This is a genomic window from Sphingomonas molluscorum, from assembly GCF_039522995.1.
Classification (GTDB): Bacteria; Pseudomonadota; Alphaproteobacteria; order Sphingomonadales; family Sphingomonadaceae; genus Sphingomonas; species Sphingomonas molluscorum.
In genome coordinates, this window is sequence record NZ_BAAAEL010000010.1 from 346,411 (window position 1) to 359,537 (window position 13,127).

Below are 13,127 nucleotides of genomic sequence, written 5' to 3' on the forward strand. Positions count from 1 at the left end.
GGTCAGAATGAGAGTTCGCGTCACGGCAGCGTTAGTATGTCTGCTTCTTTCGCAGCAAGCAGCGGCGCGGCAGCCCTTATCGTCGGAAGGACGTGCAGCCTTCCGCAAGGCGGTAGACGAATACCAGTTGTTCGTCGTCCCGCACTGCGCACCTGATGAAGTGCAGGCCTATGTCACCGCCCGCGCCGATCGAGACCACGCCTTCGTCCGGTCTCTGCACGGCACGCCGCTGAAGCAAGACTACGAGAAGGCCGTCGCCGATCGTGCCGCGAGAGATCGGCATACAGTGTATGAGTGCTTCGGACCGCCGCCGCCACCGCCCCCGCCGCCCGGCTGGACCCCGCCCGAACCCGCTCCGGTGCAGCCCGCGCCCAAACCTCGGGACACCTTCGCCGAGCACTTCGCCGGAGGAGACCGCTACTTTGAAGAGATGGTGCAGCTCCGCGACTCCCTGATCGGTCCGGCCGGATAGTGCGATCGTGCCTGACGCTGGGCCGCTGCTCACCTTCCCGCCTTGTCGGCCGGTATCCTCCGCCCGCGGGACGGCCCACTACTAATCTGGAAACGGAGCGACGCACTCGCACTCACGGTCCAATGCAGGTGTTCACCGACCCCACGATCGTGGAGGCCGCCTTGATCAGCTTGCTGACGAAGGTGTGTTCGCCTGCTGTCCCACGACGAACATCCCACCCTGCATGACAAGCTCACCACTCGACGAGGCACGGTCAATCTCGCCTTCGATAACTTCGCGAACCGCTGCACTGGTGGCCTTGATGCCGAACGCCCTCGATACCGCTTGCAGGATCTGATCGCGGGTCGCGCCCAGATTGACCCGCACGACTTCGACGATCGCAACCGCGATCTCCGCCGGCGGAAGTCGATCGGCACGACGCAGCGTCGACGAGACCGCCGCGCTCCTGTCACGGACGATCATAGCGCCGCCGGTGAACGATAGGAACGAGCCTGTACGCTCCACACGACCTGCTCCGACCGCCGCTTCTACAGCAGCCGCGATCGCCTGCTGGATGCGGCCACCCGCACGCTTCAGGCCCCATGCCGAACGGATGCGCTCCACGACCTCGTCGATGTGGACGGGCCCTTCGATGCGCACCGCCTCCTCGGCCAGCGCTGCCAACGTACCGGTCGGCGCTTCGTGCAGTTCCATCACGGCATGGGGAGGTCTGCTCAGCACCGCTTCCACGTACAAGTTCGAGTGCGCGAAACCCGCGGGTTCGTCCGCGCGGGCGAGTCCGATCTCCGTCCCATCCTCACGTTCGACGCTGAGGATCTCCAGCGGCACCGCCCGGAAGTCGCGCTTGCTCGCCTCTGCATCCTGCTCCGCCTTGGCCGCTTCGATCCGGGCGACGATCAGGTCGAGCTGCTCGTTCGGCCGCTGGAACCAATCGGTGCTCCAGACGCGATGTATGGTCCAGCCATGGCTCTCCAGCACGGACTGCCGGAGCCGATCGCGGTCGCGTGCAGAACGGGCGTCGTGATAGGACGCGCCGTCGCATTCGATGCCGAGTAGATACCTGCCCGGCCGTTCTGCGTCCGCGACGGCGAGGTCGATGAAGAATCCGGCGAGGCCCACCTGCCTGTGAACCTGGTAGCCACGCGACTGCAGCGCCTTTGCGACCTGCTCTTCGAACACGCTGTCGTGGTCGCGACCCGTGCTCTCGGCCATGGTCATCCGGCCGGTGCGGGCGAAGTGCAGGAAGAGGCGGAAGGCGAAGACGCCCTTGCGGGTCTGAGCGAAGTCCGGATCGATGTCCTCGTCGGTCATCGAAGCGAAGACCTCGCACCGCTGCTTGGCGCGGCTGATCAGGACGTTCAGGCGGCGTTCGCCGCCCTCCGATCCCAGCGGCCCAAAGCGCATCGGCACCCGTCCGCCCGGCGTAGTCGGCCCGTAGCCCACCGAGATGAGGATGACGTCCCGCTCGTCGCCCTGCACGTTTTCCAGGTTCTTGACGAAGAACGGCTCGGCGTGATGCGCCTGGAAGAACGCTTCGGTTTCGGGCGGCAACGCCCGGCGCAGCACCTCCAGCTGATCCAGGATGGCGCGCCGCTGCGCCGCCGAGAATGCAGCGACTCCGAGCGACAGCTCCGGATGCTGGCGGGCATGCGCGACGATGGCCTGGGCCACGATCCTCGCCTCGACCTGGTTCGTGCGGGTGCCACCTGCGTCGAACAGACCCTGCGGGATGTGGTGGAAGCGCAGGCCCATGCCCGCCTCGGCGGTATAGGGGCTTGGGACGATGAAGAGCTTGCTCTCGTAGAACTGCCGGTTGCTGACCGCGATCAGCGACTGGTGGCGGCTTCGGTAATGCCAGCGCAGCATCCGCATCGGCAGGCCACGGGCCGTGAACAGGCCGAGGATGCTCTCGATGTCGCCAACCCGGCCGCCATCGTCGTCGTCCGTCTCGTCGCCGTTCCCGGTCATCTTCGAGAAGAAGGCGGTAGGCGGCAGCTGCTTCGGATCGCCGACCACGACCACCTGCTTGGCGCGCGCGACGGCGCCAAGCGCATCGACCGGCTGGATCTGGCTCGCCTCGTCCATGACAAGCAGATCGAATTCGAAGGCGCCGGGCGTCAGGAACTGCGCCACCGACAGCGGGCTCATCATGAAGACGGGCTTGAGGGCCTGCACCGCGGGTCCCGCCTTCTCCATCAGTCTGCGGATCGGCATGTGCCCGCGCTTCTTCTGCATCTCGGCACGCAACGTGCCGAGCGGCCCCACGGCACCGCCATCACGTGACGGGACGCGACCGTGGTGCGCGCGCACCACCTCGACGCTGGCGGACGCGATGCGCTGCCGGTCGAGGTCGGCGAATTCGCGCGCGAGCCGGCCGTGGAGCGTACCATCGAAACGACCGAGTTCCGGGTCCCGTCGGACCAGATCCGCATGCACGGCCTCGAAGTAGGCCATCTCGAACGCAGGGATGACTGCAGCCGTCCCGAGCCGGCCGTCCTCCAGCCGGGCGACGACGTCGCCGCAGCCCAGCGTGCGGGCTCGATCGGCACGATCGCGGTATGCGACCCAATTCGACAACTGCTCGCCGCCCCTCGACCACTCGCCGATGCGCTCACGCAGCAACGTAAAGGAAGCGGCACGCGCATCCGGCATCCCGAGTCCGACGAACACGTCCATTCGAAGTTCGCCCAAGAGGCGTTCGAGATCGGTCGCGAAGGCCGCGTCGTCTCGTGCGAGGACCCCAGCATCCCGTGCCAACGTCGTGCGGTCCGCTACCCGCGAGGCAAGCAGACGAATGTCGCGATTGTCGTCGATCCATGTCGAAACGGTGCGAAGCGCCGCCCAGTCCGACGCCTCGCCACGCCACTCTCCGCCGAAGGCCTCGGCCCCCAAGGGTGCGCCTACCGACAGCACCGTCGCCAGTCGCTGGCCCTCCGCGAGGTCGCGCAACGCCGCCAGGCGGATCGACAGATCCGCCGGGACCTCGGCAGCGATGGCGGCCGTCGCGCGATCGGCATGGTGAAACCCCGCGATCACATCTATCAGAGGCGACGTGTCGGCGCGCATCGCCGTGGGTGCATCCCCGAACAGCAGGTCGCGGCACGGAAGCTCGTCCCATAGGAGCTCGACGATCGGCGAAACCTCGTTCAGCAGCGCCTCCACGCGGATCATTCGGGCCGAGATCACGTCGCGGTCCGGACGGTTGGCGGCTACGATGCGCGGTTCGGCACCCAACCCCTTCAGCGACCGCATCCATTCGACTAGTGCGGTGAGCGATGTCGACGAACTGCGGTCGCCACGCCAGTCGCCACCGAACGCGCTACGTCCAAAGGCTTCGTCGTTCTCGATGACGCGCTTGGCGCCCTGTCCCTGAGCGAGGGCGTCGAGCTGGGCGAGCGTCAAATCGAGCGGCTGGCTCGGGTCGGAAAGGACGGTCCGTACGAGGCGGTTCGCCTTGCGCCACTCCCCGCTCAGGAACCTGAACACGCCGGTGCCGTGAGAAGCGAGCGTCGCACGCGTGGCCGCGAGATCCATCGACCAGGCCGCGTCGGACAATCCCGTCCCGATCACCGCACGAGCGCCTTCGAGACGCTCGACGGCCTGCGTCAGATCGGCGGCCCGCTCCACCCCGCCATCCCATAGATCGGCCGCGAAGGCTTCCGGGCTGGCGTCGGGAGCCGCCACCACCCGCTCGCCGACGGCCAGGAGGCGCCGGACATCCACGAAGGTGCCCGGCGACTCGCGCCCCATGGACCGCGCGAGCCCCTCGGCCTCGTCCCGCAGGCGGGGTAGCCTGTCCGACAGCTCGGAAAGACGCCGGAAGGCGTCGGGCGAGAAGGAGGCGGGTAGCCGCGCCAGCGTATCGCGGTGGTCCTCGACGTCGGTCTTCCATGCCGCCTCGACGAAGTGCGGCGCCAGCTTCTCCCTCAGCAGCGCATGCCGCCCACCTTCTTGGAGAAGCGAGACGATCTCGGCAAAGCGCTCGTCCCACGCCGTCGATCCGAGAGCATCGGGCGCGAGCGTAGGTGCTCCCTCCAGGCGGGCAGCCAGCCGGATCAGGTCGCCGATGGCGGCAGAACCGGTCGGCGGCTCCTGCTCCATCATGGTGGCGAGCGCCGTCGCATCGGCCTCCAGGCGATCCAGCCGCGGCGCCGACGCCGCGAACCGTGCGAGGAAGCGCTCGGTCTCCATCGGAGTGACGCCCGCCAGCCCAACGCCCCGCCAGACGTGATCGTCCGGGCGCCCGATCGCCTCTACCCTTTCGACGAGCTCCGAGAGGACGCCGTGCCGCTCCGCATACGCATCCATGGACCATGATGCGGGCGCTTCCAGCGCGACGTCGTTCGGCTGTTCGCCATCCAGACGGAGCCTCACCAGCTGCCCGATGACCTGATACGGCGTAAGGCCGCTGTCGGGGTGCGGTCGGTGCATCCGCGCGGCGTGATCGTTCAGGCGGTCACGCGCCTCGATCAACCGCGCGTGCAGGGTCCCGGCGTCGCCGCCTTTAGGCGCACCGAGTTCCCACGTCCGGCGCAATTCGTCGAGCAGAGCGCGCTTGTTCGCCTTGTTGCTGTGCAGTTCGAGACATGCGTCTCCCACGCCCGTGGCGTCGAGCCGCCGCTTGACGACCTCGAGCGCCGCCATCTTCTCGGCAACGAAGAGAACCGTCCTGCCGTCGGCGACGGCGGCAGCGACGATGTTTGCGATCGTCTGGCTCTTGCCGGTCCCGGGAGGGCCCTGGATCACCATGTCGCGTCCGCGACGGACCTCGTGCACGGCGAGCGCCTGGCTGCTGTCGCTGTCGACGATGTGCAGCATGTCGGCCGGCGGAATGAAGGGATCGATCCTGGCATCCTCGGGGATCATCCCCTCGGCGCCGTCGAACCCGTCTGCGAGAAGTCCGCGTATCAGCGGACGTTCGCTGATACGCATCTCCTGCGGCCAATTCGCCGGGTCCAGATCACGGTACATCAGGAACTTAGCGAAGGAGAAGAACCCGAGCGCGATGTCGTCGTGATGCACCGTCCAATCGGATTTCGCTTCTATCGCATCGGCGACCTCGTCCATGTAGCCGATGGGATCCAAGCCCTCACTCGGCTCGAATGCCGGCAGACGGATGCCGTGAACGCGGTCGAGGTAGGCCTCGAGCGAGAGGTTGGAGGCGAAATCCTCGGGTCGTGCGCGCAGCTTGAACTTCTCGCCGGCGTTTCCGCGTTCAAGCGAGACGGGTATTAGCAGCAGCGGTGCGAACCGGACGTTCGCCGCGTTCGAGGGATCAATCCATCTCAGCGACCCCAAGGTCAGGTACAGGATGTTGACGCCCTGCTCCTCCTCCAGCGTGCGTGCGTCGAAATAGAGTTCGAGCAGGCGCTTCTGCAGCCCTTTCGGTGTCAACCGGGTCTGGAGCCGGGTGTCGGCATGCCGGCTGAACACGCCGCGATCGTCCGCAACGTCGTCCTCCGGCTGGGCGAGATCGACGATCTCGTCCATCTCGACCTCGGAGATCTCGATCTCATCGCCCTGTCGGGCAGCCTTGCCAGCGACGAAGGTGAACACCTTCCCCTCGCGGACCAGGAGGCGGAACACCTCGGAACTCCGCTCGTCGACAACCTCGATTGATCGTGCACTCTTCGACGAGCGCGGCATGTTGAGCAACCGGTTGCGGGCGGACAGGTCGAGAAGCTCCATCCGCGCACGATCGAGCTTCTCCGCAATCGGCAGATCGCTCTGGAACACCGACGTGGTCTCGACGTCGGCTTGCGGAATCGAATTGGTGGCCATCGATCTCTCCCCCTTTCGTCATCCTGCTGAGCAGTTGGAAGCAAGTCCAGACGATCGGACGCAAAAAAACGAACCCGATGTGCGATGGATTTCGACATGGCTCGAGGTTACGCCAAGCACATGACCACGGGTTTCATCTCATACACGCACGCCGACACGGAGCTGAAGGATCAGTTCGTTCGGCATCTCGCGCCGCTTCGGCGCGAAGGCCTGATCGACGTCTGGCAGGACGCGATGCTTCGTCCCGGGGAGCACCTCGATCCTGCCGTGCAGGCCGCGCTCGGGGCATCCGACCTCGTGCTCCTGCTCGTCTCGTCGGACTTCATCCACTCGGAATACTGCTACGAGCAGGAGATGATGCGCGCCTTCGCGCGGCAGCGAGCCGGAACCGCGTGCGTAGTCGCGGTCATCTTGCGCCCGTGTCAGTGGAAGGGCGTGCCCGTGGGAGAGGGGCAGACGCTGTCGGACTTCGTCGCCCTGCCCAAGGACGGCCTCCCGGTGACGAGCTGGCTCGACCGGGATGCGGCCTTCGACAACGCGGCGGGTGCGATCCGGGACATGCTCCGGGACCCTTCGGCAGCACGTCGGACCGAACGGCCTTCTGCCCCGCAAGCGGAAGGGACTGCGACCTTCAGCCCGCCGACGACGCCGTCCCGCACCGCGGGCGGACTGCTGCCGCTCCAGACGAAGCCCACCGATCTTGATCGGGATCGCTTCATTCGCTCGGGGTTTTCAACCACCGCCGCGCTCTTCGAAGCGCAGCTCGCCGAACTGAAGTCTTCCGACGCCCGCATCGAGACGGACTTCGAGCGCATCGACAGCCGGTCGTTCGCGGCCAGCGTCTACCTTGAGGGTAAGCGGGTGGGCCAAGTCGGGATCTGGCACGGCGGCGACTTCTTCCGGGACGCCCTCTGCCTCAGCTATGACGGCGCCGCCAGCACGCGAAACTCCATGAACGAGTGGCTGTCCCTGACGGAGACCAAGACCGGGCTCGCGTTCACTGCTGCCAACGCGCGGTCGACGAGTTTGGCCAGCGATGCGATGGATGCCGCTGCCGCTGCCGCATATCTCTGGCAGAGCTTCCTCGATCACGTGCGCAGCCGAATCCGATAGGATCTTGGTAGAGAGCGCTCTGATGAAGTTGGCGGCGATGGTCCCGGTCCCCCTGCCGAGTTCGACACAATCGAGCCCGTCACCGGGGAGGCGCCCCACACGGAAGTTGGCGGTCGGGTCCGATCCTTCGGCTGTCGAGCCTGCGCGAGCCGATCACCCGCGATCTGCTGTCGCTCAACACAGCGCTGCGCGATGTGTCGCCTCGGCTGCAAAGCGACTGATCGACTATCGCAGCAACGCCGGGGAGGCCCTTAGGCGCCAGATAGTGATGGAAGGCCTCCGATCAGGGCGACAGGGCTTAGGTGGGGCAATCAACCGCATCGGCAAGTGCAACTCCCGTGTCCGCCACACGCGTTGCAACAGGCCGGTCTAGAGAAACATTGGCTCCGATTAGGGGAGTGGACGTCCGCCCGAATGTGGGTTCTAATGGGTTGAGGTCGCAGCCCTGCGACTTTCGAGCAGCCCGATCCGCAGCGGAGAATCACTCGTCTGCGGGATTGCTCGGTGGTTGCTCGGCATTCGCCTCAAACGACTACCCCCTCCGCCTCTTGCGAGGCGAAGGGGGTAAGTCATTGAAACCATTGGTGCGCCCGGAACGATTCGAACGTCCGACCCTCAGATTCGTAGTCTGATGCTCTATCCAGCTGAGCTACGGGCGCTTGGGAGGCGGTCCCCTATCCGCCCCCGGACTCGGGCGCAAGTCTTTCGAGGCATGGCGGCCACATTTTGCCAGCGGAGATGCAGCGGAATGGGGGAACGAGCTTCTCGGAAGCTCCCGTGTCTCGCGGAAGCCGGAGCCCAAAGCCGCAATTCTCCCCACAGTGGCACTGCCGGGCGATGATTGCCGCCTTTGCCGAGAGGAAAGGCTGTTCCCGGCGGCCCCGGGGCGCGGCCTATTTCGCGGAGGGACTGCCTAGGGCTCCGCGACTGATGTCGATGTCCCGCTTTTTGCCGTGAGTAACCACTCGCGAGCTGACCGAGCCCCTGACGACCTGCTTCAACACGTGCGATGGGGAAGGAAGCCGATCCTGTGCCTGGAAATAGGCGGTGGTGCCGAGATCGACGAAGGCAACGTTCCAGCTAGGTGCCGCGGGCTTGCCCTCCAAGGGCAGGCTGTTGGCTGGGCTCGGATCGACAAGCACGCCGCGCCCGGCATCCGACAGGGCGATCAGATAGCGGTCGGTCGCAGCATCCGGCCGATAGACGGTGCCTTCCTTCAGGGCGGTCGTGTCTCGGCACCAGGAAACGGAGCGGGTGGAGGGGGCATCCTCCATCGAGGAGGTCCTCGCGGCTGCGCCGACGAGGGCCGTCATCAACATCGCCTTGAAATCGGCAGGCACGGGCCGGGACTTGCCGGACGCTGCCAGCGGCGTGGAACAGTCGGTAATCGGAACGGCAGGGGGTGCCGCGGGAACGGTGCCTGGCCATTCGAGCTCGGCAAGCGCCGTGCGCATTGCCGTGGCGAGGCTCGCGGCCTCCATAGTCTTGGATGAGTAGCGCAGTTTCACCAGCCAAGCGCCGAACGGGAGGATGGCGACGCCGGTGCTCCGATACGGACCCTTGTTGAGCGTGTAGGTGGCGATCAGGCCGCTTGCCGTCTGCTGGCCCGGGGGCACGAAGCTAGGCGCGCCCACCGCTGTGACGGGCTTGCCGTAGACGTCCGACCGATTCTCGATTGCCCAGCGGGCGCGATCGAACCACACCGGCAGCGCGCCGCTGGCTTGGCGGTAGACATAGAGGCTCAGCAACTCGGCGCGGTTGGAGCTCTCGTAATTGGCCGAGACGTCGAGCAGATCTTCGCCGATCGTGATCGCCTTGATGCGGGGCGCGCCCGCCAGTGTGGCAGGGAGTTGAAGCCCGCTTGGCGCATGCGCATAGGGCTTGCCGGCCGGCACCCCCAGCTCCTTCGCCTGCTGGGCTGCGGCAGGCGTGCCCGATATCATTGCAGCCGCGGCGAATGCCAGCATGGCCGCCAAAACGCGCTTCATCGTCCCTCTCCCCCTGGTGCCGGAGAAGCTGCCACCGGTCGAGGGGAGGGACAAGCGCGAAGACGGGGCAGCCCTGCGCCGCCCCGCCTTCCGGTAGCTCAGGCCAGCTCGGCCTTGAGCGCGTCGACCAGGTCGGTCTTTTCCCAGGTGAAGAGGTCACCCTCTGCCTTGCGGCCGAAGTGGCCATAGGCGGCGGTCGGCAGGTAGATCGCCTTGTTCATGCCCAGGTGGGTGCGGATGCCCTTGGGGGTCAGGCGCACCAGCTTGGGCAGAACCGCCTCGATCTTCGATTCCTCGACGGTGCCGGTGCCGTGCGTGTCGACATAGAGCGACAGCGGCTCGGCGACGCCGATCGCATAGGACAGCTGGATCGTGCAGCGCTTGGCGAGGCCTGCCGCGACGATGTTCTTGGCGAGGTAGCGGCTGATATAGGCCGCCGAACGGTCCACCTTGGTCGGATCCTTGCCCGAGAAGGCGCCGCCGCCATGCGGGGCCGCACCGCCATAGGTGTCGACGATGATCTTGCGGCCGGTGAGCCCTGCGTCCCCATCGGGGCCGCCGATCTCGAACAAGCCGGTCGGGTTCACGTAGATCTGCGACTGGTCGGCCGGCATCCAGCCCTGCGGCAGGACGTCCTCGAACACCGTCATCACATAGTCGCGCAGCTGCTTCTGGCCGGCATCGCTGGACAGCGCCTTGCTGTGCTGGGTCGACACGACGAGCGCGGTCGCACCGGTCGGGCGGCCGTTCTCATACTTGAGCGTCACCTGGCTCTTGGCGTCCGGCTCCAGGAAGTCGACGACATTGGCGTGGCGATCCTGCGCCAGCTTCTCCAGGATGCGGTGCGAGTAATAGAGCGTCGCCGGCATCAGATCGGGCGTCTCGTCGCAGGCGAAGCCGAACATGATGCCCTGGTCGCCGGCACCCTCGTCCTTGTTGCCGCTCTCGTCCACGCCCTGCGCGATGTGCGCGGACTGGCCGTGGAGGTGGCAGGCGAACTCGGCGGTCTGCCAGTGGAAGCCGTGCTGTTCGTAGCCGATCTTCTTCACGGTATCCCGCGCGACCTTCTCGATCTCGTCGAGGGTCGGGAACACGTCCTGGCTGCAGCGCACCTCGCCGGCCAGCACGATCCGCTGAGTCGTGACCATGGTCTCGCAGGCGACGCGGGCGACGGGGTCGCGCGACAGGAACAGGTCGACGACGGCGTCGGAGATCTGGTCCGCGACCTTGTCGGGATGGCCTTCGGAGACGGATTCGGAGGTGAAGAGATAGTTGGAACGCATGGATTTCCCTTTTCTATGGGAAAGCGCGGCCGTTGCCATGCCGATATAAAGCTTTCCTTATATACCGCGCCCTAGCGGTTGCGCCGACGGATGGCAACGGCCGCGAGGGCAAGGAAAAGGGCCACTATCGCGGCGATGCCGTTGCCGAAGCGGGCGAACAGCGTTGGCGGGTGCGCGGCCGGCAACGGCAGTTCGATCGCGCCGGCGCGACCCTGCGGGATCGTTGCCAGCAGCCGCCCGTCGGCGTCGATGATCGCCGAGATGCCGGTCGGCGTGGAGCGCAGGATGGGCAGCCCCTCCTCGATCGCACGCATGCGCGCCTGCGCCAGATGCTGGGGCGGCCCCCAGGCGCCGAACCAGGCGTCGTTGGACGGGTTGAACAGCAGCCGCGGCCGATGGCCGCGGTCCACCACCTGGCCGGAAAAGATGATCTCGTAGCAGATCTGCATGCCGACGGAGCCGAAGCCCGGCACAGCCACGGACCGCGGTCCGGGACCCGGCGCAAAGTCGATGTCGCCCATCACCAGGCGGGACAGCCCCAGCGGCTGGAGAAGGGGCCGCATCGGCAGATATTCGCCATAGGGCACCAGATGCGCCTTGTCGTAGCGGCCGCCGAGGTGACCGTCGGGCAGCACCGAGAAGACCGAGTTGCCTGCCGAGCCGACCTGTCCCCGCCGGTCGAAGAACAGCGCGGTACCGCCGACCAGGGCGGCGTCGCGCGGCCCGAGCAGGCGGGCGATCTGCGCGCGGACGAGCGCCGGATTGGCGTCGTACCAATAAGGCGGATATCCATCCTCGACATAATAGTTGAGCGTCCCTTCCGGCCAGACGATCAGCCGCGGGGCGGGCCCGGGGCGTCCGCTCAGCCGCAGCAAGCGATCGAACACCTCGGCAGCATAGCCGTCGTCGGCGACATGCTCCTGCCCGATGTTTGGCTGGACGACGCGCACGCGCGGTGCATCGTCCGGAAGGGTCGGGTTGGCGGCATGGAGCAGCGGCCACCCGACCGCGAGCGCAAGTCCCGCAACGGCGATCCCGGCCGGGAACTGCCAGCGGCGGTGCCATGCCAGCAGCAACGCGCCGGCTGCCATCACGGTCAACCCGGACAAGGCATAGGTCCCTACCCAGGCTGCCAGATGCGCAAGGCCCGGTACCGGCAGCCAGACGACGCCGACCGGGTTCCAGGCATAGCCGGTGAACATCACCGCGCGCAGCCACTCGGTCGCGATCCAGGCGGCGCCCGCGATCAGCGCGAACCCGACGTCCGTCCGTGCCTCCCGGCGTCCCAGCCGCCAGACGAGGCCGCCGGCGAGCATCGGATACACCGCGAGATAGAGCGCAAGCCCGACGACCGCGAAATAGCCGAGCGCGGGCGGCATCCGATCCTGATAGTCGAAGGCGTGCTGGATCCAGTTGTTGCCGATGGTGAAATGCGCCACGCCGAACAGCCAGGAACGCCACAGCGCCGACTTCAAGCTGGGCGCGGCATGGACGCAGTGCAGCCACAGCGCGAAGGCGGCGAGCGTCAGCGGCCACCATTGGAGGGGCGCGAAGCCGAGTGCGGAGACGGCACCGGCGAGGAGGACGAGCAGGGCAGGGGGGAAACGCACGGCGCGGATATCGTTCGCTTTGACGGTGCGGGCAAGCAGTTCGCGCGTGTACGCCCGCACTCGATCCGCTAGGCTCGCGCCATGGCCGAGCTTCGCCCCTTCCACCTCGCCTTCCCGGTCCACGACCTGGCGGCGGCACGCACCTTCTATCGGGACGTGCTGGGCTGCGGCGAGGGGCGCAGCAGCGACCACTGGATCGACTTCGATCTTGGCGGGCACCAGATCGTCGCGCACCTCGACCCCGATGCCCGGCCGCAGGCGACCAGCAATGCGGTCGACGGTCATCAGGTGCCGGTGCCGCACTTCGGCGTCGTGCTGCGCATGGCCGATTGGGAGGCGCTGGCCGCCCGGGTGGAGGCGGCCGGTATCGCGTTCGGCATCGCGCCGCACGTCCGCTTCAAGGGGCAGCCGGGCGAGCAGGCAACGATGTTCTTCCGCGACCCGTCCGGAAACGCTTTGGAGTTCAAGGCGTTCGCCAATGATTCAATGCTGTTCGCAAGTTAAAGGATTTACGCGTGGCTGAACCCGTTACCGTCGACATTCCCCACAAGCTCGGCCGGGAGGGGGCGCGTACCCGCATCGAAGCAGGGATCGGCAAGCTCGCCGGCATGTTCCCGGGCGGCACGGTGACAGAACAGCATTGGGAGGGTGACGCCCTTTCCTTCACGGTGCAGGCGATGGGACAGCGCGTGGCAAGTCGGCTCGAGCTGTTCGAGGATCGGGTCCGCGCCGAACTCGACCTGCCGCCTTTCCTGCGCCTGTTCGCCGACAAGATCCGCGCCAAGCTTCAGAAGGACGGGCCTGCTCTGCTCAAATAGCGATCGGGCGGTGCACGGAACCGGCACGGGCTCGTTTCGGTTGAGCAAGGGTTAGGAGAGGC

8 protein-coding genes and 1 tRNA gene are annotated in these 13,127 nt (G+C 66.7%); 4 read left to right on the top strand and 5 right to left on the bottom strand.

Going from position 1 to position 13,127, the window contains the following annotated elements:
• The first annotated feature begins 7 nt into the window (after positions 1 to 7).
• Positions 8 to 472: a hypothetical protein gene (locus ABDZ92_RS12005; RefSeq protein ID WP_343763038.1), complete on the top strand. Its 465-nt coding sequence runs from the start codon at positions 8 to 10 to the stop codon at positions 470 to 472.
• Between the two features lie 165 nt (positions 473 to 637).
• Here the strand turns inward: ABDZ92_RS12005 and ABDZ92_RS12010 are convergent, their stop codons facing one another.
• Complete coding sequence (locus tag ABDZ92_RS12010; RefSeq protein WP_343763041.1) at positions 638 to 6,253, bottom strand: DUF3320 domain-containing protein; 5,616 nt, start codon at positions 6,251 to 6,253, stop codon at positions 638 to 640.
• Between the two features lie 96 nt (positions 6,254 to 6,349).
• On the opposite strand from ABDZ92_RS12010, the gene ABDZ92_RS12015 reads away from it, so the two are divergent.
• Positions 6,350 to 7,366 carry a toll/interleukin-1 receptor domain-containing protein gene (locus ABDZ92_RS12015; RefSeq protein ID WP_343763043.1) on the top strand — a complete coding sequence of 339 codons (1,017 nt, stop codon included), beginning with the start codon at positions 6,350 to 6,352 and terminating at the stop codon, positions 7,364 to 7,366.
• A gap of 582 nt (positions 7,367 to 7,948) precedes the next feature.
• Here ABDZ92_RS12015 and ABDZ92_RS12020 read toward each other — a convergent pair.
• From ABDZ92_RS12020 to lnt, 4 genes are all read right to left on the bottom strand, one after another.
• Positions 7,949 to 8,025 (bottom strand) — tRNA-Arg (locus ABDZ92_RS12020).
• A gap of 234 nt (positions 8,026 to 8,259) precedes the next feature.
• A complete protein-coding gene (locus ABDZ92_RS12025) occupies positions 8,260 to 9,354 on the bottom strand; it encodes a hypothetical protein (RefSeq protein WP_125959312.1) in 1,095 nt (364 codons plus the stop codon).
• Positions 9,355 to 9,452: 98 nt separating this feature from the next.
• On the bottom strand, positions 9,453 to 10,637 hold the full coding sequence (gene metK / locus ABDZ92_RS12030) for a methionine adenosyltransferase (protein ID WP_125959311.1): 1,185 nt from the start codon (positions 10,635 to 10,637) through the stop codon (positions 9,453 to 9,455).
• A 71-nt stretch (positions 10,638 to 10,708) separates the two neighbouring features.
• Positions 10,709 to 12,247 carry an apolipoprotein N-acyltransferase gene (gene lnt / locus ABDZ92_RS12035; protein WP_125959310.1) on the bottom strand — a complete coding sequence of 513 codons (1,539 nt, stop codon included), beginning with the start codon at positions 12,245 to 12,247 and terminating at the stop codon, positions 10,709 to 10,711.
• Between the two features lie 81 nt (positions 12,248 to 12,328).
• Between lnt and ABDZ92_RS12040 the strand changes: the two genes are divergently transcribed.
• Positions 12,329 to 12,751 (top strand): VOC family protein, encoded by a 423-nt coding sequence (locus ABDZ92_RS12040; RefSeq protein ID WP_125959309.1) that lies wholly within the window; start codon positions 12,329 to 12,331, stop codon positions 12,749 to 12,751.
• Positions 12,752 to 12,762: 11 nt separating this feature from the next.
• A complete protein-coding gene (locus tag ABDZ92_RS12045; RefSeq protein WP_125959308.1) occupies positions 12,763 to 13,065 on the top strand; it encodes a polyhydroxyalkanoic acid system family protein in 303 nt (100 codons plus the stop codon).
• Positions 13,066 to 13,127: the final 62 nt, after the last annotated feature.

Excerpts from the sequence above, each read along its gene's own strand:
- ABDZ92_RS12005 (WP_343763038.1), top strand. The coding sequence starts at position 8 with ATGAGAGTTCGCGTCACGGCAGCGTTAGTATGTCTGCTTCTTTCGCAG.
- ABDZ92_RS12010 (WP_343763041.1), bottom strand. The coding sequence starts at position 6,253 with ATGGCCACCAATTCGATTCCGCAAGCCGACGTCGAGACCACGTCGGTG.
- ABDZ92_RS12015 (WP_343763043.1), top strand. The coding sequence starts at position 6,350 with ATGGCTCGAGGTTACGCCAAGCACATGACCACGGGTTTCATCTCATAC.
- ABDZ92_RS12025 (WP_125959312.1), bottom strand. The coding sequence starts at position 9,354 with ATGAAGCGCGTTTTGGCGGCCATGCTGGCATTCGCCGCGGCTGCAATG.
- metK (WP_125959311.1), bottom strand. The coding sequence starts at position 10,637 with ATGCGTTCCAACTATCTCTTCACCTCCGAATCCGTCTCCGAAGGCCAT.
- ABDZ92_RS12040 (WP_125959309.1), top strand. The coding sequence starts at position 12,329 with ATGGCCGAGCTTCGCCCCTTCCACCTCGCCTTCCCGGTCCACGACCTG.